Origin of the sequence: Sorangium sp. So ce327 (assembly GCF_051530205.1) — a bacterium.
In the GTDB taxonomy this organism is placed as follows: domain Bacteria; phylum Myxococcota_A; class Polyangia; order Polyangiales; family Polyangiaceae; genus Sorangium; species Sorangium cellulosum_B.
Genome location: NZ_CP150330.1, coordinates 11,182,068 through 11,206,304, shown reverse-complemented (window position 1 = coordinate 11,206,304; position 24,237 = coordinate 11,182,068). Strand labels below are relative to the sequence as shown.

Sequence of the window (24,237 nt, the reverse complement as noted above, 5' to 3'; positions counted from 1 at the left end):
AATTAGCATGATGGTGTCCCCCCGGCGTGCTGACGTGGCGCGTTATCTGGTGGAATTGCACCCGGCAAATGTGCCTATTATTTGATGGTGCTGGGATTTTCTTTTGGTGGTGTTCGCCGGGCGAATCATGGCGCGCGAGCGCGCCGGGAGCAGGGAGCACGTGAATCCGGTGATATCGACGCTTCGGCCACCCGGCGGCCGCCGGCCGACTGCCGAGCTGACGCTCAACCACCGACTGCCGAGCTGACGGCCACAACCATGTTCCCCTCTGCCGCGCCGGCGGCCCTCGCCCCGGCGCGCGAGGCGTCTTTCGTGGCGGTGCGATCTCCTGCCACGTCGTTTCGTCCACGGCGCCGGCCGCTCGTGGCTTGGGCCACGTCGCCGGGGCCGCCGCGCCGGCACGAAAGGCTCGACTTCCGGGCACGCTCGGGTTACGCGAGGTCCGCTCGTCACGGACACGGAAGAGACGCAGGTGCGCGGTGGACCACGAGACGCGGAGCGATACCGAGCCCGGCTCCAGCGCCGCTGAGGCGCGGGAGGCTCGCCACGCCGCCGAGGCGAGCCCGGTGCCCGTCCCGTGGGCGGAGCCGCCGCCCCGGCGCTCGACCGGCGCCGGCGAGGCGACCTGTCCTGTCTGCCTCGAGCGCATCGCCGCCGGGGTCGCCCTCTGCCCCGAGTGCGGGGAGCCGGCCGACGCGCCCAGGCGGACGGCGACGGCGCCTTCGATCCCCGATGCCCCCAAGGACGCGAGCTGGCTCTCCCTCCACTGGCGCCCGCTCGTCACGATCGGCGCGATCCTGGGGCTCATCAGCACCGGCGGCGCGCTCCGTTACCTGGCGCCCAATAGGTTCGCGCCGTCCCGGGCCGCGTCGCCGGTCGCTCCCCCGGCCCCGGTGTGCGGGGCGCCGTGCTGGAGCGGCGAGTCGTGCCAGCTCGGCCGCTGCGTCTGGCAGCGCCCGAACGACGTCGGCCACCTCGCCGAGGCGCCCTCGATCGCCGGGCCCTTCTCGCTCCCCAAGGACGCGCTCGACGCGCTCCCGCTCGACCGCGACCGCTTCGTTGTCGCGCTGTCCGCCGGCCTGGAGGTGCGCAGCTCCCGGACCGGCCAGGCGCTGAGCCTCGTCTCCGAGGCGCCCCACGTCCGGCGCCTGCACCGCGTGGGTGACGTGGTCTACGCGACCGCGCCCTCGCGCATCTACGTGATCGACGCCGCCACGACGCGGCTGCTCAAGACGATCGAGCTCGGCGAGGCCGTGGGTGACATCCAGGTCGGCGCCTCGGGCCGGCGCGCGCTCGCCTCGCTGCCGGCGGCGCACGCGGTGGCGATCCTGGCGACCGAGTACCACGCCGAGATCGAGCGCATCCAGTTCGGCGACGACGCCGTGGGCCCCGTGGCCGTGGACGACAGCGGCAGCCGGGCGATCACGACGACGGGCCAGCTCCCGCTGTCCGGCCAGCGCGAGCCGTCGGGCGGCGTCGCCTATCCGTTCGACCCGAGCCGGCTCGGCTCGGAGCAGGATCGCGTGCGCACCTCGATGGTGGGCAACCCGGCCAGCGCGCTCATGATCCCCGACGGCTCGGCGGGCTTCGTGGCCCTCCGGGCCGAGAACACCCTGGTGCCGCTCACCTGGCTCCCGTCGGGCGCGGTCCGGCAGGAGGCGCGCATCACGACGTGCCGGGAGCCGGAGCAGATCGCGCTCGTCCGGAGCGACCGGCGCGCGATCGTGCGGTGCAACGAGGGGCGGGCGATCCAGGTCTTCGATCTGTCGAAGCGCGAGCTGCTCCGCGCCGTCACGTTCCCCGGCCGCGCGCTCGACATGGCCGTCGCTCCCGACGGGGCGCAGGCGGTCGTCGCGCTGAGCGGCGACGGGGCGGGCTCGGTGGCCCTGGTCGATCTGAAGAGCTACGCGGCGAAGGTCCACCCGCTCGGCGGCGAGCCGACGCGGGTGCGGCTCGCCCCGGACGGCGGCTCGGCGCTCGCGCTCGGCGATCGCGCCAAGGTCGCATGGGTGCTGCAATGAGCGAGCGTCGCGTCCCGTGCCCGAGCTGCGGCGCGCGGATCGTCGAGGGGGCGCGCAAGTGCCGCGCCTGCAAGGGGTGGCTCGGCGAGCGCCACCGCGGCTCCGTGGGGTCGCTCTCCGGCCGCGAGCCGCGCCTGGCGCGGGCCGCGGTGACCGTGGCGAGCGGCGTCGCGGCCGTGATCATCGCCACCCTGACCAGCCTGAAGTCGCCCGTCGGCGAGGCGCCCCCGCTGACCGCGCTCGCGCCGGAGGGCGCCGCCTCGCGCGCCGCGCGCGACACGGCTGACGACGCGCCGGACCCCGCGGCGTTCGGCCCCGACGCCGCCGAGCCCGCGCCGCCCCCGGCGGAGCCGAAGGGCCGCTGGCGCGCCCGCGAGTTCCGGATCGGGGACGTGCACCCGCTCGACGTGGTCTTCAGCCCGAGCGGCGCGTCGATCTACGTCAGCGGCGACGACGCCTCGCTGCGCGAGTACAAGCTCCAGAGCGGCGAGCTCCTCCACAAGGCGTCGATGCCGGCGCAGGGCGACCACATCCGGCTCCTGTTCGACCGCTACGTCGCGGTGCTGCGGCACCAGGACGCCGCGCGGATCCCGGTGATGGACACGACCGCGTGGGATCGCGATCCGGTCCTGCTCGACGTCGGCCGGACGCCCGGCGACATCGTGGCGCTGCCGGACGGCAGGACGGTGGTCGCGGCGACGACGGACACGAAGCGCGTGACGAAGTTCGAGCTGCCGACGGGGGTGCGGCTCGCGAACATCACGCTCCCGCACGCCACGGGGCAGCTGTTCCTCGTGCAGGCCGAGGGGCGCCCCTACATCGCGGCGCTCGGCGCGCTGACGCACGCGGGCCGGCCGGCCGGCGCGTGGATCGACCTGTTCGACCCGAGCGAGTCGCCGTTCGGCGCGACCCGGCGGAGCATCGCGGTCGGGCGCGAGCCGCGCGAGGGCGACATCACGCGGGACGGCGGCGCCGTGTTCTTCCCGGATCGGCTGTCCAACACGGCGATCCTGCTGAGCGTGGCCGGGGTGACCGAGACGAGGAAGACGCCCGTCGGCGTCGGGCCGACCGCGGGCTTCTTGCTCGACGAGGACCGGTACGGCATCACGCTCAACGCCGAGGCGCGGACCGCGAGCGTCATCGACCTGTCGACGATGCAGGTGAAGAGCACGCTCCCGCTCCGCGGGGTGCCGCTGACGGGCGTCACGTCGCCCGACCGGAAGACGCTCTTCGTGGCGCTCGGCGGGACCCAGTGGCCGCCGGTCGGCAGCGGCGTCGCGGTCATCGCGGGCGACCCGCCGAGGGTCGTCGCGTCGCTGCCCACGGGCAAGGGCGCGTGCGCCGTGGCGGTCTCGAAGGACGGCGCGCGGGCGGTTGTCGCGTCGTACTGGGACCGCTCGATCACGGTGCTCGAGCAGTAGTCGCCCGGCCGGGGCGGCGGGGCGGCGCTCCGCGCCGAGCGCCCCCGCGGCTCCTCTGGATGGCCGGCGTGTTTCTCCGAGGTTCCGCGGCGCGCAGGTGACGACACCTCCCGCGAACAGAGGTGTCGAACACGCAACATAATTTCGTCCCTGTCATCTTTGCGAAACCTCTCTGCGCAGAGAGTGGGAGCAGGCTCAGCGGAGCCGACGGCAGTTCCGAAGGTCGTCTCGTTGCGCCGGCGACGAGGCCACAGCGGTTGTCCTCCAGCCCAACCCCCTGCTCTGCCCATGACCAACAAGCATCCATGTCGTCCGTTGTTCCGTGTGTTCCTCGGCGCGAGCCTCCTTTGCCTGCCTGCGTTTCAGGCGTCGGCTCAGCCCGCGACGGAGCCCGCCGCCGCGGATCCGGCGGCGCCTCCGCCGGCGGACAAGCCCAAGCCCCCTCCGTATTCGTTGCCGTTTCAGCTCCGTCCGGTGGTCGCCGTGTCCGTCGTGCGCTCCGACACCGCGATCGCCTTCTACAGCCCTCCTTCCGCGAGCTCCTCCGGCTCGGCCGTCGCGTCCACGCTGCTCTTCAGCTACAAGGTGACCGACGATCTGGCCCCGCTCGTGCGGCTCGGCGTCGTCTCGAACTCCCCGCCTGCTGGCGACTCGGGCTTCGGGTTCCTGAACCCTGTCGTCGGCGCCACCTACGCGCTGAAGCTCACGCCGGAGCTGCGACTCGCCCTGTTCCTTGGCCTCACGGTGCCCGTGGGCTCCGGCGGCGGCAACACGCCGAGCCCGGAGATGGGCCCCGCGAGGACGGCCGGTATCTACGCCCGCTCGGCGATGGATAACGCGATGTTCGCCGTCAACGACTTCACGGTCTTCCCGGGCGTCGGGTTCGCCTATGTCGCGCACGGCTTCACCGCGCAGGCCGAGGCCACGGTGCTCCAGCTCCTGCGGGTCCGCGGGGAGGACGTGCAGCCGGACTCGTCGAAGACGAACTTCACCGCCGGCCTGCACCTCGGCTACTTCGTCGTCCCGATGCTGTCGATCGGCGCCGAGCTCCGGCACCAGCGCTGGCTCTCGACGCCGGTCTCCGTGCAGAAGGACGCCTCCCGCGCGACGCGCGAGACGACCACGGTGGCCGTGGGGCCGCGCGGCCACTTCAAGCTGGGAGAGAAGATGTGGTTGCGCCCCGGCGTCGCGTTCGCGATGGGGCTCGATGATCCGATGAAGGCGTCAGAGCACAAGATCCTGCAGATCGACGTGCCGTTCGCCTTCTAGGTTCCCGATCCTGATCCGACCCTCGGTCCAGGCTGGCTCGCCCGTCCGGTGCGACCGGCGGCCCGAGCAGCCGGGCGATCGCCTCGTGAATCCCCTCCCGGGGTCGCCGTCCGTCCAGGGGCGGGCGCATCGGGGTCCCCGTGGTATCGATAGTGTATCGATACAGGAGGGGTCTGACGATGTCACGATTGCGGGAGCATGGGTCCCCTTACACGATCACCGGGACCCTCCACGAGGGCGGAAGAACCCGCCTGCTTCGCGCGGTCCGGAGCGTCGATGGCCGCCCGGTGATCGTGAAGGTCATCGACCCGAGGAGCGGCTGCTCGCAGGACATCGAGCGTCTCCGCCGCGAGTACACGATGGGCAAGGCTCTCCGCCACGAGGCCTTCGTCGAACCGCTCGCCCTCGAGACGTTCGAGGGGCTGCCGGCGCTCGTCATGGAGGATTTCGGCGGCGAGTCGCTCGATCACCTCATCGACGCGCCCATGAGCGCCGGGCGGTTCCTCGAGCTCGCGGTCCGCCTCGTCACCTGCGTGGCGGAGCTCCACCATCGGGACATCCTCCACAAGGATCTCAAGCCCCAGAACATCCTCGTCAACGCGACCACGGGCGAGGTGAAGCTCGCCGACTTCGGCCTTGCCTCCCGCCTCCCGCGCGAGCAGCCCCCGGCGGGGACTCCCCGGCTCATCGAAGGCTCCTTGCCGTACCTGTCTCCGGAGCAGACGGGGCGAATGAATCGAGCGATCGACAGCCGCGCAGACCTCTATGCGGTCGGCGTCATCTTCTACCAGATGCTCACGGGGCGCCTGCCCTTCGTGGCGCGGGATCCGCTCGAGTGGGTGCACTGCCACGTCGCCCTCGCCCCGCCGCCGCCCTCCGCGATCGTCCCCGGGGTGCCCGAGGTCCTCTCGGCGATCGTCCTGAAGCTCCTCGCCAAGATGGCGGAGGATCGCTACCAGACCGCCCGCGGCCTCGGGCACGACCTCGAGCGGTGCCTCTCGCAGCACCGGGCGTGTGGCAGGATCGAGCCGTTCTCCCTGGGCGAGCGCGACATCTCCGGCCGCGTCCAGCTCCCGCAGAAGCTCTATGGCCGCGAGCGCGAGGTGAGCGCCTTGCGGCGCACGTTCGAGCGCGTCCTGGACACGGGAGTCCCCGAGCTCGTCCTGGTCTCTGGCTATTCCGGCAGCGGAAAGTCGGCCCTCGTTCACGAGCTCTACAAACCGATCGTCCGGGAGCGAGCCCTGTTTCTCTCGGGGAAGTTCGAGCGATCCAGACGCGGCATCCCTCACTTCACGCTCGTCCAGGCCTTCCGGGATGTCGTGAGCGAGATCCTCGCCGAGCCCGACGACAGGATCGCGGCCTTTCGGCAGCGGCTGCTCGACGCGCTCGGGCCCAACGGACAGCTCATCGTGGACGTCATCCCGCAGGTCGAGCTCGTCATCGGCCGGCAACCGCAGGTCCCCGAGCTCCCGCTGGCCGAGGCGCAGCACCGGTTCCGCGTCGTGTTCCGGAGGTTCATCGGGGCGTTCGCCCGGAAGGAGCACCCGCTCGTGCTCTTCCTCGACGATCTCCAGTGGACCAACCCCGCGAGCCTCGGGCTCCTTCATGATCTGATGACCCACCCCGAGACGCGCCACCTCCTCGTCGTCGGCGCGTACCGCGACAACGAGGTGACGCCCTCGCACCCGCTCATGGCGGCGCTCGACAAGGTGCGGAAGGACGGCGCGCGCGTCTCGGACATCGTGCTCGGCCCGCTCTCCCGGGAGCACCTGGGCGCGCTCGTCGGCGACGCGCTCCGCTGCCGAAGCGAGGACGCCGCGCAGCTCTCGGCCCTCGTCCACGAGAAGACGGCCGGCAACCCCTTCTTCGCGATCCAGTTCCTCACCGCGCTGCACGAGGAGCGGCTCATCGAGCTCGACGAGCGCGCCGAGATCTTTCGATGGGACGTCGCGAAGATCCGCGACAAGGGCTTCACGGACAACGTGATCGACCTGATGGTCGGCAAGCTCGTGCGGCTCCCTCCGGGCGCCCAGGAGGCGCTGAAGCACCTCGCCTGTCTCGGGAGCGCCGCCGGCGTCGACCTCCTCGCGATGGTCCGCGGCGGCTCGGTGGAGGAGACGCACGCGGACCTCTGGGATGCCGTCCGCGTGGGGCTGGTCCTGCGCAGGGACGCCTCGTACAGGTTCGTCCACGACCGGGTCCAGGAGGCCGCCTATTCGCTGATCCCCGAAGGCGAGCGGCCGGCGATCCACCTCGGGATCGGCCGGCTGCTCGCGTCGCGCGCGGCGCGCGCGGCGTCGGAAGAGCTCGAGGAGAAGATCTTCGAGATCGTCAATCAGCTCGACCGAGGCGCTCCGCTGATCACATCACCGGCGGAGCGCGAGCGGGTGGCTGAGCTCAACCTCATCGCGGGCAAGCGCGCCAGAGCGTCGAACGCCTGCGTCCTGGCGCTCAGGTACCTGGCCGCCGGCAGGGCGCTGCTCCCGGAGGATTGCTGGGAGCGACGGTATGAGCTCACCTTCGAGCTCGAGCTCCATCGGGCCGAGTGCGAGTACCTCACCGGCGATCTCTCGGCGGCCGAAGAGCGGCTCTCGGCGCTCTCGCGCCGCGCCGCGGGCCTCGTCGATCTGGCCGCCGTCACGTGCGTGCGCCTCGGCCTCTACACGACCATGGACCGCAGCGATCGCGGCGTCGACGTCGGCCTCGACTACCTCCGCCGCGTCGGCGTCACGTGGTCTCCGCACCCCACGGACGAGGAGGTGCGGAAGGAATACGAGCGCGTCTGGGAGCTGCTCGGGAGCCGTTCGGTCGAGGACCTCATCGACTCACCCCAGATGACGGACCCGGAGTGCTGCGCGACCCTCGAGGTCCTGACCCATGCGCAGTCGCCGGCGCTGTTCACCGACGCGAACCTGAATTGCCTCGTCGTGATGCGAATGACGACCCTCAGCCTCGAGCGCGGCAACAGCGATGCATCGTGCATCGCCTACACCTGGTTCGGCATGCTCCTCGGGCCGCGCTTCGGCGATTACCGCATGGCTTACCGGTTCGCCAAACTCGGCCTCGACCTCCTGGAGCGCCGCGGGGCCCTGCGCTTCAAATCCCGCGTCTATCTGGGCTTCGGGCACCGGGTCAACCCGTGGGTGAGGCACATGCGTGCCGGCGTGGAGCTCCTGCGACGGGGCTTCGAGGCGGGGCAGGAGACCGGGGACATCACGTATGCGTCGTACAACAAGAACTGCCTGATCACGATCCTCCTCGCCTCGGGAGAGCCCCTCGGCGAGGTGCAGCGCGAGGCCGAGCGCGCGCTCGACTTCGTGCGGCGGGCGCGGTTCGGCCTCGAGGTCGACATCGTCACCGCGCAGCTCCGGCTCATCCGGGCCCTCCGGGGCCTCTTGCCCGATCTCTCCTCGTTCAGCGACGCCGACTTCGACGAGCGCCGGTTCGAGCAGCGCCTGGAGGGCGATCCGCGCCTCGCGATCGCGACCTGCTGGTACTGGATACGCAAGCTGCAAGCGCGCTTCCTCGCGGGCGATATCGACGGCTCGCTCGAGGCCGCGGAGAAGGCGCGGCCGCTCCTCTGGACGTCGGGCTCGTTCTTCGAGGTGGCCGAGTACCATTTCTATGGAGCGCTCGCGCGGGCGGCGCGCTGCCGCGCGGCGGACGCCGCCGAGCGGCGCCGGCACCTCGAGGCGCTCGCCGCCCACCAGCGGCAGATCGACACCTGGGCGGAGAGCTGCCCCGAGAACTTCGGCCACAGGGCGGCGCTGATCGGCGCCGAGATCGCGCGTCTCCGCGGCGCACTGGACGACGCTGCCCAGCTCTACGAGCAGGCGATCCGCGCCGGGCGCGCGAGCGGCTTCGTCCACGACGAGGCGCTGGCCTACGAGATCGCGTCGGGGTTCTACCGGGAGCGAGGGTTCGAGCTGATCGCCGACACCTACCTCCGCGAGGCCCGCGCCTGCTATGTCCGCTGGGGGGCGGACGGCAAGGTCCGGCACATCGATCAGCGGAATCCGCGTCTCTGGGACGCGAGGCCGCTCGCCCCGACCGCCTCCTTCGCGGCGCGGTTCGAGCAGCTCGACCAGCTCTCGGTGATCAAGGCGTCGCAGACCCTCTCGAGCGAGATCGTCCTCGACAAGCTCCTGCGGACGCTGCTCACGGTCGTCCTCGAGCAGGGCGGCGCGCAGCGCGCTTGTCTCGTCCTGCACCAGGACGAGCGCCTCTCCCTCGGAGCCGAGGCCATCCTGGAGGAGAGCGGGGAGGTGAAGATCCTCCTCCCGCGCTCCGGGGAGGGCGCTTCACAGCGTGTCCCCCTGTCGCTCGTCCGCTACGTGCAACGGACGAAGGAGCGCGTCATCCTGAGCCCTACCGAGGCTTTCGACGGCAAGTTCTCCGGCGATGCGTACTTCGCGCGGCGCAAGCCCAGGTCGGTCCTCTGCATGCCCATCCTGAGGCAGGCGGAGGTGGCGGCCCTGCTCTATCTCGAGAACGACCTCCTCGCCGGCGCGTTCCCGCCGGAGCGGCTCACCGCCCTGTCGCTGCTCGCCGCGCAGGCCGCGATCTCGCTGGAGAACGCGCGGCTCCTCTCCAGGGAGCAGGCCGCGAGGACGGGGGCCGAGGCGGCGGAGCGGCGCGCGGCCTTCCTGGCCGAGGCCGGGGAGATCCTCGCCGGGTCGCTCGATTACGAGGAGACGCTGGCGCGCGTCGCGCGGCTCGCGGTGCAATCGCTCTGCGACTGGTGCATCACCGATGTCGTCGAAGGCGAGCAGATCCGGCGAAGCATCTGGGCGCACAGGGATTCCGCCAAGGAGTCGCTGCTCGAGCAGCTGCGGCGCCGGTATTCTCCTACCCTGGATTCGCCCCATCCGGCGGCCAGGGCGCTGCGGTGTGGTGAGCCGTTGCTGGTCTCCGGGTGCTCCGAGGAACAGCTCCGGCACTACTGCGAGGACGACGAGCATGCGAGGCTCATCCGCGAGCTCGGGGTGCAGAGCGTCATCGTGGTGCCGCTCATGGCGCGGGGGCGGCCGATCGGGGCGCTGAGCGTCGTCTCGTCCGCGCCGGGGCGCTGCTACGGGGAGGCCGACCTGGAGATCGTCCAGCACGTGGCGCACAGGGCCGCGCTCGCGATCGACAATGCGCGGCTGTACCGCGCTGCCCAGGAGGCCATCCGCATGCGCGACGAGTTCCTCACCGTGGCGACGCACGAGCTCAACACGCCGATGACGTCGCTCACGCTCTCGCTCGAGGCCATGGATCGGAGCCTTCGCTCGGGTCGGCTCTGCGATCCGCCGGCGATGGGCAGGCAGGTCGAGCGCGCGCTGCGGCAGGCGACGCGCCTGGCCCGGCTGAACCGCGAGCTCCTCGAGGTCTCGAGGATCGACACGGATCGGGCCTCGCTCGACCTCGCGGAGGTCGACCTCGGCGGGGTCGTGCGCGACGTGATCGCGCGGTTCGAGCTGGATCTGGCGCGCGCCGGCTGCTCGGTCTCGCTGAGGATCAGCGGCCGGAACGTGGGCTCCTGGGATCGCTCCCGCGTCGATCAGATCGTCACGAACCTCGTCGCCAACGCGATCAAGTTCGGCCCGGGCAAGCCCATCGAGATCGTCGTCGGCGAGGAGGCCGGGACGACGCGGCTCTCGGTGAAGGATCACGGGATCGGCGTCGACCCGGCGCGCCAGGAGCGGATCTTCGATCGCTTCGAGCGCGCCGTGTCCGACCGGCACTACGGCGGGCTGGGGCTCGGCCTGTACATCAGCCGCCAGATCGCGCGGGCGCACGGCGGCTCGATCCGTGTCGAGAGCGCGCCCGGCGCCGGCGCCACGTTCACCGTCGAGCTCCCCGGCGCCGGACCGCCGGTGTCGCCGCGCGCGCCGGCCTTCTCGAACGATTCGATATGATCGCGCACCTCCCCTGGAGGCAGCTCACGCAGTGATTATTGGGAATCGTTCGATTCGTCATGGCGTTCCCCTTCTTCGCGCGACCGACTCGCCAGAGGTGGTGAGAGCACCAGCCTTGGCTCTTCGCATGGACTCCCCCTTCGTTCCACGGGCCGTCACGGCATCCGGCGATGCCTCCCGGGTTGACGCTACACGCCGTTCGCCCGATAGCTTCCGCATGTGTTCGGGGAACATCCAGGCCCTGCTCGGAGTCGGGCTGCGGTGGTGAGCTATCCCCCCCTGCGCGCGCGCGTGCTCGTGTTGGCGGCGCTCGCCGCCTGCCGTGACGGCTCGGGTGCACCTGGCGCCGGGCCGGCGCCCGACGCGGGTGTTGCGGCGCCGGCGCCCTCCGTTGCGCCCACCGCGAGCGTGGCCAGCGCCCCGAGCGCGCCGTCGCTGGACGCGGAGGTGGCGGACGCGGCGGCACCGGACGCAGCAGCGGCAGACGCTGCAGCTTCGGACGCCGCCGCGCCAGACGCGGCAGCTCCAGACGCTGCCGCGCTGGGCGCAGGCTGCACGCTGCGCCGAGGGCCGCTCTCGCTCTCGCTCCGTGGGCCGGCGCTGCTCTGGTCTCCCGACGAGGCGGAGCGCGCCGACTTCCGGGTGATCTTCAACCGCGACGGCGTGGCGCAGCACGTCGCGCCGTCGTTCGGCGGGCTCACCGCGCCAGGCTCTCCGCCCGCGGAGGCCGCGACCGACGCCGGGGATGGCAGCGGCGATCCAGCGCGCGCCTCGTGGCCGGCGTGCGTGGTGGCCTCCCGGTTCGTGTACTGCATGGATCACGGCGGCACGATCCGGAGGACCCCGCTCGGCGGCGGCGAGGGGCCGCCCATCGGCGCCGGGCGCCGCGGCACGGGGATCTCCGCCGTCGCGCTGCCCGGAGGGCACACGCTGCTCGCCTTTCTCTCGGATCGGAAGACGACCGAGGGCGCCGTGACGCAGGCCTTCGCCGTGCTCGACGACGGGGCCGCCGTGCCGCTCTCCGAGGAGGGCAGCGGCGCCACCTTCGTCGCGCTGTCGCCCTGGAAGGGAGGCGCGCTGGCGATGTATATCGACGCCCGCTCGGCGCTGACGCCGGTGCACGCCCGCACGCTGGGGCTCACGGCGGAAGGCAAGCTCGAGCTCGGCCCTGACGCTGTCGTCTTCGTCGGCGACGCCGGGGAATCGCGGATGGGCGGCGCGCTCGCCATCGGCGCCTCGGGGCCTGCGTACGTGCTCCTGCCGGCGGCGAAGGACATCTCGGCGTTCGGCATGGCGGCGATCCGCGTCGACGAGGCGCCGCGCGACGACATGCCCGCGGTCTGGTCGCTCTACCCGAACGGGCTCAGCCCCGCGCCGATCGCGGCCACGCAGGGCGTCTCGCCGATCCACGTGGCCCGGGTCCGGCCGGTCTCGCGCGAGCCCGGGGCGCGCCACGCGCTCGAGCTCGGGCAGCTCGACGGCGAAGGGCGGTTTCACGCGCGCTGCGTCGCGGTGGAGGGCAAGTCGTTCAAGCACGTGGCGATCGAGGCGGATCGCGGCGGCTCGCTGTGGATCGCGTACACGAACGCGGCCGGCACCTTCATCGAGCAGCGCGCCGCGGGGCCGTGATAAGCCAACCGCGTGGATTCGCGAATCCATCCCTATCGTAAATCTTAAGGAGTCGAGATGAAGCTAGGTTATATGCCCAGGGGCATTTCATTGCCGCTCGTGTCGCTGATCGCGCTCGGCGTCGCTGGCTGCGGCGACGGCGGCGGCGGTGACGCTGGCAGCGCGGAGAGCGCCTCGTCCGCCGCCGGCGGGCCGGGCGGCGCGGGCGCGGTCGGCGCCAGCGCCAGCGCCGGTACCGGCGCAGGGGGCGGGGACGGCGTCACGACGGGCGCAGGTGCTGGTCCGGGCAGCTCGACGACGACCGGCTCCACCTCCTCGACGAGCGGCGGCGGCGAGCCCAGCGCCGCGAGCACCGGCGCGACCACCTCGACGGGAACGGGCGGCGAGCCGGTGAGCTGCGACTATCCCGCGGAGTACGCGAACGGTTCCATCACCTTCTACACGCTCGACATGGGCTCGACCGAGGTGAACTGCAGCTACCCGATCGTCGGGCGCAACCCGGACGTCGTCGGGCACGTCCCGTTCGGCGGAGGCCAGTACTTCGCCGCCATGAACACCGCCGACTACAACGCCGCGGCGATGTGCGGCGCGTGCGTCGAGGTCTCCCGGGACGACGGGCGCAAGGTGCAGGCCATGGTCGTGGACCAGTGCCCGATCGCCACGAACCCGAAGTGCACGGCGGGCCACATCGATCTCAGCAAGAACGCCTTTCTCAAGATCGGCGAAGAGCGCGAGGGGTATCTGGGGACCACCCACGGCGGCGCTGCGGGGAAGATCTCCTGGCGGTACATCCCCTGTCCGACGACGAGCGCCGTCTCCTTCCGCCTCAAGGACGCGAGCAACAAGTACTGGAACGAGATCCTCGTCGAGGGGCACGCGCACCCGATCGAGAAGCTGGAGGTGGAGATCAACGGCACGTGGCAGACGGCCACGCGGCAGTCGTACAACTACTTCGTCGTCGGCGACGGGAACATGGGGAATGCGCCCTATCACGTCCGCGCGACCGACATCAACGGCTCCACCGTGGAAGCGATGCTGGAGCTCAAGGCCGGAAACCAGCCCGCGAGCGCGCAGTTCGCCGCCTGCAACTGAGACCGAGGCCCGCGCGCCCCGTGCTCGAGGGCGGCCGCCCGGAGGCCCGGTGGTGGACGCGCCCCTCGCCCGGCGCGGCCTAGCTCCCACGGGCGCCGCGGCCGCGCCGGGCTGCGGGGAAGCGCGCTCGCCAGCCGGCTGGTCGCGGGGCCAGCTGGTAGGATGGCCGCCCCCTGCGGTCGGGACGCGCCGCCGGGATCTCCAGGAGAACACCGTGCAAGACCCTCGCCCTGCCCCGTCGCTGCTCACCGTCGACGACTTCGAGCGCGCAGCGCGCGCCCGGCTGTCGAAGATGGCTTATGACTACTACCGATCAGGCGCCGACGAGGGCCGCACGCTCCGCGAGAACCGGCGCGCCTTCCGCCGCCTCGAGATCCACTACCGCGTCCTCGTCGACGTGGCCGAGCGCGACATGAGCACGACGGTGCTCGGCACGAGGGTGCCGTTCCCCATCCTCGTGGCGCCGACGGCCTATCAGCGCCTCGCGCACCCCGACGGCGAGATCGCCTCCTCGCGGGCGGCCTCCGAGCTCGGCACCATCTTCACGCTCTCCACCCTCTCGACGACGAGCCTCGAGGCGGTCGCGGGCGCGTCTCCAGGGCCGAAGTGGTTCCAGCTCTACGTCCACAAGGATCGCGGCCTCACGCGCGCCCTCGTCGAGCGGGCCGAGTCCTCCGGCTACCGGGCGCTGATGCTGACCGTCGACACACCGGTCCTCGGCCGCCGGATAGCGGACGTGCGCAACGGCTTCGCGCTGCCCGAGGGGCTCGTGATGGCGAACCTCATCGACGCCGCGGCGGCCGCCCCGGCCGAGGAGCGGGGCTCTCTCCTCGCGTCCTACGTCGCCTCCCGACATGACGCCTCGCTGACGTGGCGCGACGTCGGGTGGCTCGCCTCGCTCACGAAGCTCCCACTTCTGCTCAAGGGCATCGTCAGGCCGGACGACGCGGTCCGCGCGCTCGAGGCGGGCGCGGCCGGCGTCGTCGTCTCCAACCACGGCGCGCGGCAGCTCGACGGCGCCCCCGCGACGATCGAGGCCCTCCCGGCGATCGCCGACGCGGTCGCCGGGAGGTGCCCGGTGCTGATGGACGGCGGTATCCGGTGGGGTACCGACGTGCTGAAGGCGATCGCGCTCGGCGCCCGCGCGGTGCTGGTCGGACGCCCAGTCCTGTGGGGGCTCGCCGCGCTCGGCGGCGAGGGCGTCGCGCGCGTGCTCGCGGGGTTGCGCGATGAGCTCTCGATCGCCATGGCGCTCGCCGGCTGTCCTACCCTGGCATCCATCGATCGCGACCTGGTCCGACGAGCTCAGGCGCGATGATGGATGCCTGAGTCGCACGAGCGCGGAGTTTTCCAAGATCGGCGCTGTCCCGCGTGCGGCCAGGCGGCGGACGGCGGCGATCGCGACGCGCACGTCGGTCACGTCGATGCATTGCCGCGGTCCGCTGAATCGAGGTGTCAAGGCGTCTTCGACGAAAGAAAAGGTGGCGGCCATTCAGCCTCACCCGTACACTCGGCCATCGTGAGCAGCGCAGTACTTGCGAGGGAGCGGTGGCGGAGGCTCTTCACGCGAGGCGCTGGCGCCTCCGGGGGGGAGCCCGCGCCCGAGGGAGCGGACCCGGCCATGGGGATTCGGCTCCGGCGTTTTGCGGGGCCGGCGGCCTACCTGGATCAGATGTCGTCGCTCCGGATTGCCCACCTGACCGATCAGCATGTCGGTCGCGTGACGTCGGTGCGGGTGCAGCGCGCGGCCGTCGCGCTGACGAACCTGCAGCGGCCCGACCTCGTCGTGCTCACGGGCGATTTCGTGTGTCACAGCCAGCTCTACCTCGATCAGCTGGAAGAGGTGGTGCGCGGCTTCGAGGCGCCGGTGATCGCCGTGCTGGGGAATCACGATCACTGGTCGGGCGCCGACGCGGTGAAGCGCGCGCTCGAGCGGGGCGGCGCCGCGGTGCTCTGCAACGCGAGCACGGTGATCACGCTGGGCCATGAGCGGCTCCAGGTGGTGGGGCTCGACGACGCGTATACGGGCCACGCGTCGCTCGAGAAGGCGGTGAAGGGGATGCGGCGCGACCTGCCGACGCTGGGCCTCTCGCACATCGCCGAGGAGGCGGACGGGCTCTGGCGCCATGGCATCCCGCTGGTGCTGTCGGGCCACACGCACGCGGGCCAGGTGACGGTCGCGCGCCTGAACGAGCTCTCGATCGGCAAGATCGCGGGGCACCGGTACATTCACGGGCTCTACGGCACGCGCAAGCGGGGGGAGCCTGGCCAGGGGGCGGTCTACGTTGGGGCGGGGATCGGCGCGGCGGTGATGCCGTTGCGCCTCGGCGAGCGGGGCCAGCGGGAGGTCGCGGTCTTCGAGCTCGGCAGCGAGCCGGGGTCGTTCGACGAGCACCACACGGAGCAGGTGCCGCACCTCGGGCGCAAGCCGACACCGGAGCTCATGGCGAGCCGCGCGGCGAAGGTGGCGAGGAACCGGGAGCGGCGGGCGCGGGTGCACCGGCACGGCGAGGGGAGCGTCGGCGGCGGAGAGCCGTAGCGCCGCAGCGCCAAAGGCCGTCCCTGGTTGCGCAGGTCAGAGATCCTGCCAGCGATCGGTTGGCCGGACTCCTGGTGGGTAGAATCAGTAGCGGAAGCCCAGGGCTCCCGAGGGCCCCCAGAGGATCGCCGAGGCGAGATCGACGTTCATCCGAGCCTCGAGGTAGATCGCGTGCTGATCGAGGGTGACGAGGTCGTAGCTCAGGTGCCCGCTGAACCCGAACGCCGTCGAGGTCATGGACGACGTTGACGTCGCGCGGGTCACCGCGAGCAGGAGCAGGCCAGCGCCTCCGCCGAGCCGGAAATCGCCGAGGTGGGTCTCCACCGCGAAGCTCGGGCGGAACATGCGCGCGGGGAGGCCGAACTCGGTAACGCCGACGAAGCCCTCGAATCCTCCCCAGAGCGCGACGTGCTCGAGCGTGCCCCCGGCGGCGGCCCCGAAGCTCGCTCCATAGATGGCGAGGGAATAGAAGCTTTGCCACGAGCCCCCGGCGTGCAGCTTGACGCCGAAGCCGCGCTTCCACCCCGCCGGGCCCTCGGGTGCGGGCGCCCCAGGCGGCGCGGCCGGCGGCGCCTCCTGCGCGCTGGCGAGGGCCGGGGCGAGGAGCCCGCAGAGCGCGGCCGCGCCGCCCCATCGCCGGCTCGACGAGCGGATACGCCGCCTCATCGACACACCACCGGGCGCGCGACGCCTGCGCTCCCCCCCTCGGCGAGCTTCATGCGCGCGGCCGCCTGCTCGCAGACGTTGCTCGCGACGAGATCGCCGCACTCCCTCTCCTGGATGCACCGGCTCTCGTCGGCGGTGAGCCACAGCTCCTCGTTCCCGTTACAGCCGACGTTCTGCTGGCAGAGCGCGGGAGTCGCGGCGAACGACGGACAGCACTCTTCGAGATGCGCAGCCGCGTTTTCGCACAGGAACTCCTGCTCGCTGACGCCCATCCCGAGGGCGAGCGGCGCGACCAGGATGACGCACAGGATTCGACGGGCAGAGATCCACGATCTCACGTTCAACCTCGCTGCAAAGCGTGAAGGCGGCGCGACGGAGCGCGGGGCCCCCGGACGCCATGGCATCCTACCGCGAGCGCAGGCCCATGTCCTCGGTCTCGCCCCCCGCGCGCTCGAGGAACCCCGCGGGTCGGTCGATTCGCATTGACGCCCGACATGTGAACGTTCACATTTGGGGTCGCGCCCATCCTCCTTTGGCTTCGTCCGGTAGGGTACCGGGCCGCTCACGAACCTGAACTGGCCACGCGAACGAGGCGCGAACCCTGAGCAACCACGTTTCGCGTCCCCAGCCTTAACTGCCGGCGCCCTCGCCGGACTGGTGTAAAATGAGAGTCTCTCTGATCGTAGCTCCTGCGATGTTGTTCCTTCTTGCCTGCGGCTCCGACGCCGACCCCCCTGCCGACGACCAGTCCAGCTCCAGCACGACGAGCGTTGCGGGTTCGGGCGGGGGAGCCTCGACGGCCGCCAGCACGAGCGCCTCCAGCAGCGTGAGCTCCAGCAGCAGCAGCGGCGGGACCGGCGGCAGCGGCGGCGCCGGCGGCAGCGGCGGCGCCGGTGGCAGCGGCGGCGAAGAAGAAAACCTGCTCGCCGCGGCCGACAGCATCGACGGCTTCCGCTGGGAGATGCCGTGCGACCGGGACCCGGGCAACAGCGACGAGTGTCCGTGTTCGGCGCTGGTCGACGAGACCAAGACGTTCGGCGGCTCGCCCGACACGGTCTATCTGGTGACCGTCCGGCTCCGCGGCGTCGTCGAGCCGGAGACCTACAAGGGCGGCACGTCCGACGGCAATCACTTCCGCGTGGGCGGTACACCCGACAACGCGACGTACAACCGCTACAGCATCTCTGTCTCCGACCCGGCCGAGGTCTACTGGCTCAACGATAACCCCACCGTGGGGCACGACACGTTCAAGATCGACCACACGAAGACCATTCCGATCCGGGGCGGATCCAAGGTGTCCTTCAAGGGCGAGGATCCGAATCACACCAGCATCGCCAACTTCAAGCATCTGGTCGTGGACGGCGTCCCCCCGGCGCCCGAGCCGTACGTCGGTCAATTCATCCAGCTCGACGTGCAGTCCGTCGAGAAGAAGCCGTGAACGCGCGCCGCGCCGCCCGCGCTCCTCGCGCTCGATCCACCGCGGAGCGGGCCGCCGCGGAGCGGGGCGGCGATCTCGCTCACTCGATCGGCCCGTCCGCGCACGCGCCCCGCGCGTCGACGGAGGTGCCGCTCGCGGCCGCCGTGCAAGCGTTGGCGTACGTCTGGCCGTCACAGCCGCACACGGGCGCGAGCTCCTTCGTGCACACCTCGGGCTTCTCCGCGCAGGTGCCGGACGCGTCCGCGCGCCCGCAGATCGCGGAGGGCGCGTACTTGCAGTAGAGCCCCTCGCCGCACACGCGCGGCCCGCCGAGGGTGAAGCCGCCACAGCTCTCGCCGATCCCCACGATCGTGGGGCCGCACTCGCCCGCGCTCCTCACCGAGACGCCGGCCGTGGCCGCGACGCAGCCGTTGCTGTACGTGCGGCCATCGCAGCCGCACACCGGATCGTACTCCTGCGGGCACGCGTCGGGCATGAGCTTGCACGCGCCGCTCCGGTCGTACGCGCCGCAGCTCGCCTCGGGGGCGAAGTCGCAATAGAGGCCCGCCGCGCAGCGTATGCCGGCGATGCCCCCGCACATGCCGCCGGGCCGCGCGCGGGTGAAGCCGCTCTCGCGCTCGAAATACGCCGGTACTGCCGCCACGTCGCTCACCGCGAGCGCGCCCTCCGCGGCCCCGGCCTCCTCCGCATCCGCGAGATCCGCGACCTCGGCGTCCTCGGATGTCGCCGTGCAGGCGGCGAGCGTCACAGCGAACACCGCACCCAGAACATCTGCCATCTTCATGATCGTGAAAACTCCTCGTGAGGAAGCGGCCCGGCGCTCCGGGCGTCTCCTCGGCATTGGCGAATCGCGCGCGAGCTGGGAAACGCGTCGCTGCGCGATGTCACCGTGTCCTCCAACGCGTCGAGCCCTGGCTCGACCTGGGGCGACAGTGCGTCGGCATGTCCGGACTGCATCGCCTTGACGATCGCTCTCCTTCACGCCCCACGGCGCCTGCGCTCATCGACTCGGTGTCTGCTCGCTTCCCGCGTTTGCCTTTTGTCGTTCGTTGAACGTCGGTTGCCGATGCGCGTCTGCCTCTGTCATTCACCGCTTGTCGCCGTTTGCAATCGGTGTTCCCTGGGAGAAGAGATGAGCCCGCCCGCCGCGGGACTTCGCGGCGTCGCGGGAGCGGGGAGCGGGGCGATCGCCAGGTCCGGGCGGGTCGGACGCCGAGAGGACCGCGCGCTCCCGCTTTCTACCTCACATGCGGCGATGCGGCGTTCCGCCACACGGAGGTGCGGGCTGTAGGAGCCCATCCCCCGAAGCGGGGCAGTTTGCTACGTGGAAGGCGGGAGGGGCGCTGCGCCGGTGGCCGTCCGGGCAGCGACGATTGTGATGCTGACATAAACAGCTGACGCGCCGCGGGGTGGAGAGGCGTCGAGGCAGCGACGCGCGGGGTGGACGAGATCAAGCGGGAAGACGTGCGGGGAGAGGGCGGAACCGCGGGGAACCACGCGTAAGGCGTGGGGAACCACGGGTGACGCGCGGAGAAGCGCGGGAGACCACGAGCGCTCGCCGCGCGCGCTTTCGTGACAGCTCGGCTGCGACTCCCCTTGCTTTTGCTGCGCGAGGACGGCTAAGTCTGGTTTTGCTCGAATGGTCCGTGCCAACGACAAGACGGCGAACAACCGCACCCCTCGGGAGCTCAACCGCTCCCTCGTCCTCGACCTCGTGCAAGAGCACGGCCCCATCTCCCGCACGAACCTCGCGCGGTTGAGCGGGCTCACCAAGCCGACGGTCTCGGCCATCATCGAGGAGCTCCTCGACAGCGGCAGCGTCCGCGATGTCGGGACCGAATCGCGCGGCGGGCGCCCAGCGCGGCTCCTGGAGTTCAACGACGACAGCGCGGCCTTCCTCGGCATCGAGATCGGTGTCGAGCAGACGGCCGTGGCCGTGGCCGACGCCCGCGGGCGGCTGCGGGCGCGGCTGGAGCAGCCCACCGTCCTGCGCGATCCGCACCGGACGGTCCGCGATATCGTCGAGCTCCTGCCGAAGGTGCTGCAGCTGAGTGGGGTGCCGCGGAAGCGGCTGCGCGGCGCCTGCGCGGTCTTGCCTGGGCTCATCGAGCGGCCGAGCGGGGTCTGCGTGCTTGCGCCCAACCTGGGCTGGGAGCGGTTCCCTGTGCGCGCGGAGCTCAGCCGCGCGCTTCGCATGCAGGTGCCTGTGTACAACCTGCCTCAGGCAGCGGCGGTGGCGGAAGGGGAGCTCGGCGCGGCGCGGGGGCACGCGTCGTATGTGTGGATCTACGTCGGGCTCGGCGTCGGCGCGGGCCTCGTCGCCGATGGACGCCTGTTCTTCGGGATGCAGGGGTACAGCGGGGAGATTGGCCACTGCCGCGTTGCGGACGACGGCCCTCTTTGCGGCTGCGGGCGCCGCGGATGTCTGGAGACGTTCGCCTCGGTCATGGCGCTCCGGCGCGCCGCCGAGGCGGCGTCGGCGCGCTCACCCCAGCTCGCCGCGCTCGCCCGCCCGCACGCCGTCAGCGCCATCGCGAGCGCGGCGCTCGCCGGCGACGAGAGCGCCCGCGCGATCTTCCACGACGCGGGCACGCAGCTCGCGCGCGGCATCGCGGTCCTGCTGAACCTGCTCAACCCCCAGCTCATCGTGCTGGGCGGCGAGCTGCTGGCCGCGCCCGACATCCTGCTTGCCGGCGTGCGCGAGGAGCTGCCGCGCCACGCCGTCCGCGGCGCGGACGTGCCGGTCGTCGCCTCTCCGCTGGGCGGCGAGGCCGGCGTGCTCGGCGCCCTCCTGCTCGCGCGCGAGGGCGCGGTTCGCTCGCTCCGCCTCGTGCCCGACGGCGTGCTCCAGGACAGCGCGCCGTAGCTACCGGTGCCGCCGCGCGGGTCCGCCGGCGGTCTTCTTCTCTTCTGTTGGTTTCCCGAACCTCTACTTGGCTCGGGTTCTAGGCGAGCGAGGCGCGCTCTCCGCGCGCCGGGTCGCCCTTCGGGATGGTCGACCCGGACCGCCCCTCGGCGAGGAGCGGCGCGAACGCGTGGCGATCATGCCAGGTGAGGGCGCCGAGCAGGCCGAGGAGGACGACGGCGTTGATGCCGGCGCGGGGGTCGAGCAGCAGGTGGAACAGGGCGATGTTCACCACGACCGGCCATAACAGCGCGAGCGCGAGGGGACGGCGGCGGCCCTGGAGGAGCAGGACCGCGGCGGCGATCTCGACGACCTTGACGGCGTAGATGTAGCCGCTGTCGACAAGCAGCTGGACGAACGGGTGGAGCGGCTCGGGGACCGGCACGATGCGCACGAATCCGTTGATGCCGCCGAGCAGGACGATGAGGCCGAGGGCGACGCGGGCTGCGCCGACAGCGCGGGGGGGCATGGATCCTCCTTGGGTTCAGGGGATCACCATGGGCCCGGCCGTGTGGCCTCGGCTTGTACGAAGCGGCTGCGAGCGATCGAGCCCGGTGTGCGGCCCAGCGTGGCGACGATCGCGCGGGTCAGGTGGGCCTGGTCGTGGAAGCCACCGGCGAGCGCCGCCTGCGCCAGCGGGGTGCCGTCCGTGAGCGCCCGGATGGCCGTCAGCACGCGAAGGAAGGTCACGTAATCGCGCAGCGGGTGGCCGAAGGCGCCGTGAAACAGGTGGGAGAGCCGCGAGCGGGAGAGGCCGTCCGCGGCGGCGAGCGGGCCCAGCGCGGGGCGGCCCGGCGCCTGCTCCGCCAGGCGGCGCATGGCGCGGAGCACGCGGCGATCGACCTGCGGGCCGCCCGGCGCGAATGCACCGGCGCACGCCCTCATGAGCTCATGCGTCGCCGCGTGATCGAGCCGGCCGCGGAGCACGTCGCGCGCCGCCGCGCGCGCCCGCTCGGCCTGCGCGCCTTCGAGGACGAGCACCCGCCCGCGGGCGGCCGCCTGCGCGCCGGCGCCGAGCCCCTCGGGCGCAAGGAAGGTCGTCACCGTCGCGCCGGGAGAGCCGATGGAATGGGCGACCCCGGCGCCGGTGAGCACGGGCGCGCGCACCTCGAACGGCCGCCCGACCTCGGCCTCGATCTCGAGAGGCCCCTCGACCGGCACCACCAGCTTGACCAGGTGGAGCGCATGGCGGCGCGTCCCCCCGGCGCCCTCGACGATGTGCACGCCGCCGTGGCCGACAAGCGCCGTGTGCTCGAGGGCAGTCACGCTCGAGAGCACATCACGCGGGCGTGGACGCCGCAACCGGCGCAACCCGCGTGCCCTCGTTGACGCTGCTGCCTCGAGCGGGCATAGGGAGGAGATGCGCAGAATCGTTATCGAAGGGATGACCTGCGGCCACTGCGTCCAGGCGGTCTCGAAGGCGCTCGCGAAGGTCCCTGGCGTGACGCGGGTGAGCGAGGTGAGCCTCGAGCGCGGAGAGGCGGTCGTCGAGGGGAGCGCGGCGGCGGATGCCCTCCTCGCGGCCGTGCGCGAGGCCGGCTACGAGGCGCGCGACGCTGGCTGACGCCGCGGTGCGCCGCGGCGCCGAAACGCGGCCGCCTTTGGTATGGTGGCGGCCACCATGACGCGACAGCAGAGCGAAGAGGGTTTTCCGGAAGGGTTCCTGTGGGGCGCCGCCGCGGCGTCGTACCAGATCGAGGGCGCGGCGCACGAGGACGGCAAGGGGCCGTCCGTGTGGGACATGTTCTGCAGGAAGCCGGACGCCGTGTGGAACGGCCAGACGGGCGACGTCGCGTGCGACCACTACCACCGGTACCCGGAGGACGTCGCCCTCATGCGCGACATCGGCCTCCGCGCCTATCGACTCAGCACCTCGTGGCCGCGCGTCCTCCCGGAGGGCACGGGCGCCGTCAACGAGCGCGGGCTCGCGTTCTACGATCGCCTCGTGGACGCGCTGCTCGAGGCGGGCGTCGAGCCCCACATCACGCTGTTCCACTGGGACTTTCCTCTCGCGCTCTACCACAAGGGCGGGTGGCTGAACCGCGACAGCGCGGACTGGTTCGCCGAGTACACGAGCGTCGTGGTCAGGAAGCTCGGCGATCGGGTGAAGGACTGGATGACGCTCAACGAGCCTCAGGTGTTCGCCGGCGCCGGCCACTACGAGGGGCGCCACGCGCCCGGCGACCGGCTGCGCTTCGCCGAGGTGCTCCGGATCTGCCACCACGTCTTGCTCGCGCACGGCAAGTCGGTGCAGGCCATCCGCGCGGCGAGCCCCGGGAGGTGCAACGTCTATTATGCGCCCGTCGCGCAGGTGAAATACCCCGCGACCTCGTCGCCGGAGGATCTGGAGGCGGCGCGCGCGGCCACCTGGTCGGTGAACGCGCGGACCACGTGGACCAACACGTGGTGGATGGATCCCGTGTTCCTCGGCAGGTACCCCGAGGACGGGCTCCGCCTGTTCGCGAACGAGCTGCCCGAGGTCCGGAGCGGCGACATGGAGATCATCGCGCAGCCGGTCGATTTCTGCGGCGTGAACGTCTACTGGGGAGTCCCGGTGCGCGCCGGGGCGAACGGCGCAGCCGAGGTGGTGCCCCACCCGGTGGGACACCCGATCACCGCGTTCGAGTGGTCGGTCACCCCCGAGTGCCTCTACTGGGGGCCCAAATTCTTCTACGAGCGGTACAAGCGGCCCATCGTGATCACCGAGAACGGCCTGTCGACCCGGGACTGGATCTCGCTCGACGGGAAGGTGCACGACCCCCAGCGCATCGATTTCATGGCGCGTCATTTGATCGAGCTCCGCCGGGCGATCGCCGAGGGCGCGGTCGTGAACGGCTACTTCCACTGGTCGATCCTCGACAACTTCGAGTGGGCTCACGGCTACAAGCACCGCTTCGGCCTCGTCTTCGTCGACTACCCGACGGGCCGGCGCGTCCTCAAGGATTCGGCTCACTGGTATCGTGAGGTCATCGCCTCGAACGGCGCGACCCTCGGGGGGTGAGCGGGGCAGCGTCGCGCGCCGCGCCTCGAACTCTGCGGCACACGAGCCGGCTGAACGGCGGGTGGTGGGGTACTCACCCTACCCTGCTCGAATGACGGAACAGCAGGACGCCAGAAGACGCCAGAGAACGCCAGAAGACGCCAGAAGACGCCAAAATTTCTGTGTTTTTTTTCTTGGCGTCTTCTGGCGTTCTCTGGCGTCTTCTGGCGTTCTCTGGCGTCTTCTGGCGTTCAAAAGACACCATCTTCGGCCATAGCACCCCACCACCGAACGTCGCGACCCAGACGCGGGATGGGATGGTCGTGAGCTCCGCCGACCCGAGAGCGAAGGTGGCGTGAGGAAAGGCCATCCGCCCG

17 protein-coding genes are annotated in these 24,237 nt (G+C 71.6%); 12 read left to right on the top strand and 5 right to left on the bottom strand.

What is annotated here, in order from left to right; genetic code table 11:
* The first annotated feature begins 479 nt into the window (after positions 1-479).
* The 8 genes from WME95_RS42025 (at position 480) to WME95_RS41990 (ending at position 15,871) form a co-directional block, all read left to right on the top strand.
* On the top strand, positions 480-2,021 hold the full coding sequence (locus WME95_RS42025; RefSeq protein WP_437904876.1) for a YncE family protein: 1,542 nt from the start codon (positions 480-482) through the stop codon (positions 2,019-2,021).
* On the top strand, positions 2,018-3,442 hold the full coding sequence (locus WME95_RS42020) for a YncE family protein (protein WP_437904875.1): 1,425 nt from the start codon (positions 2,018-2,020) through the stop codon (positions 3,440-3,442). The genes WME95_RS42025 and WME95_RS42020 overlap by 4 nt, the downstream gene beginning before the upstream one ends.
* A gap of 315 nt (positions 3,443-3,757) precedes the next feature.
* Positions 3,758-4,711, top strand: a complete 954-nt coding sequence (locus WME95_RS42015) for a hypothetical protein (RefSeq protein ID WP_437904873.1) — start codon at positions 3,758-3,760, stop codon at positions 4,709-4,711.
* 179 nt (positions 4,712-4,890) lie between these two features.
* The gene (locus WME95_RS42010) at positions 4,891-10,611 is read left to right on the top strand and encodes a sensor histidine kinase (RefSeq protein ID WP_437904871.1); all 5,721 of its coding nucleotides are present in this window, start codon (positions 4,891-4,893) and stop codon (positions 10,609-10,611) included.
* Positions 10,612-10,875: 264 nt separating this feature from the next.
* Positions 10,876-12,240, top strand: a complete 1,365-nt coding sequence (locus WME95_RS42005; protein WP_437904870.1) for a hypothetical protein — start codon at positions 10,876-10,878, stop codon at positions 12,238-12,240.
* Positions 12,241-12,297: 57 nt separating this feature from the next.
* Complete coding sequence (locus WME95_RS42000; RefSeq protein WP_437904868.1) at positions 12,298-13,332, top strand: expansin EXLX1 family cellulose-binding protein; 1,035 nt, start codon at positions 12,298-12,300, stop codon at positions 13,330-13,332.
* A gap of 214 nt (positions 13,333-13,546) precedes the next feature.
* Positions 13,547-14,650 carry an alpha-hydroxy acid oxidase gene (locus WME95_RS41995; RefSeq protein WP_437904867.1) on the top strand — a complete coding sequence of 368 codons (1,104 nt, stop codon included), beginning with the start codon at positions 13,547-13,549 and terminating at the stop codon, positions 14,648-14,650.
* A 303-nt stretch (positions 14,651-14,953) separates the two neighbouring features.
* A complete protein-coding gene (locus WME95_RS41990; protein ID WP_437904866.1) occupies positions 14,954-15,871 on the top strand; it encodes a metallophosphoesterase in 918 nt (305 codons plus the stop codon).
* Positions 15,872-15,955: 84 nt separating this feature from the next.
* On the opposite strand, the gene WME95_RS41985 is transcribed toward WME95_RS41990, so the two are convergent.
* Together WME95_RS41985 and WME95_RS41980 are read right to left on the bottom strand one after the other, a co-directional pair.
* Positions 15,956-16,537: a hypothetical protein gene (locus tag WME95_RS41985; protein ID WP_437904865.1), complete on the bottom strand. Its 582-nt coding sequence runs from the start codon at positions 16,535-16,537 to the stop codon at positions 15,956-15,958.
* The gene (locus WME95_RS41980) at positions 16,534-16,875 is read right to left on the bottom strand and encodes a hypothetical protein (RefSeq protein WP_437904864.1); all 342 of its coding nucleotides are present in this window, start codon (positions 16,873-16,875) and stop codon (positions 16,534-16,536) included. The genes WME95_RS41985 and WME95_RS41980 overlap by 4 nt, the downstream gene beginning before the upstream one ends.
* A gap of 356 nt (positions 16,876-17,231) precedes the next feature.
* Here WME95_RS41980 and WME95_RS41975 point away from each other — a divergent pair, with 356 nt between their 5' ends.
* Positions 17,232-17,975 carry a hypothetical protein gene (locus tag WME95_RS41975; protein ID WP_437545986.1) on the top strand — a complete coding sequence of 248 codons (744 nt, stop codon included), beginning with the start codon at positions 17,232-17,234 and terminating at the stop codon, positions 17,973-17,975.
* Between the two features lie 79 nt (positions 17,976-18,054).
* On the opposite strand, the gene WME95_RS41970 is transcribed toward WME95_RS41975, so the two are convergent.
* Positions 18,055-18,759 carry a Kazal-type serine protease inhibitor family protein gene (locus WME95_RS41970; protein ID WP_437904863.1) on the bottom strand — a complete coding sequence of 235 codons (705 nt, stop codon included), beginning with the start codon at positions 18,757-18,759 and terminating at the stop codon, positions 18,055-18,057.
* Between the two features lie 855 nt (positions 18,760-19,614).
* Between WME95_RS41970 and WME95_RS41965 the strand changes: the two genes are divergently transcribed.
* The gene (locus WME95_RS41965; RefSeq protein ID WP_437904862.1) at positions 19,615-20,841 is read left to right on the top strand and encodes an ROK family protein; all 1,227 of its coding nucleotides are present in this window, start codon (positions 19,615-19,617) and stop codon (positions 20,839-20,841) included.
* Positions 20,842-20,920: 79 nt separating this feature from the next.
* Here the strand turns inward: WME95_RS41965 and WME95_RS41960 are convergent, their stop codons facing one another.
* Complete coding sequence (locus WME95_RS41960) at positions 20,921-21,349, bottom strand: membrane spanning transport protein (RefSeq protein ID WP_437904860.1); 429 nt, start codon at positions 21,347-21,349, stop codon at positions 20,921-20,923.
* A gap of 23 nt (positions 21,350-21,372) precedes the next feature.
* The gene (locus WME95_RS41955) at positions 21,373-22,146 is read right to left on the bottom strand and encodes a helix-turn-helix domain-containing protein (RefSeq protein ID WP_437904859.1); all 774 of its coding nucleotides are present in this window, start codon (positions 22,144-22,146) and stop codon (positions 21,373-21,375) included.
* A gap of 94 nt (positions 22,147-22,240) precedes the next feature.
* Between WME95_RS41955 and WME95_RS41950 the strand changes: the two genes are divergently transcribed.
* Together WME95_RS41950 and WME95_RS41945 are read left to right on the top strand one after the other, a co-directional pair.
* Positions 22,241-22,444 (top strand): CopZ family metallochaperone, encoded by a 204-nt coding sequence (locus tag WME95_RS41950; RefSeq protein ID WP_437904857.1) that lies wholly within the window; start codon positions 22,241-22,243, stop codon positions 22,442-22,444.
* Between the two features lie 57 nt (positions 22,445-22,501).
* Positions 22,502-23,881, top strand: coding sequence for a GH1 family beta-glucosidase (locus WME95_RS41945; RefSeq protein ID WP_437904855.1), 1,380 nt, complete (start codon positions 22,502-22,504; stop codon positions 23,879-23,881).
* Positions 23,882-24,237 lie beyond the last annotated feature (356 nt).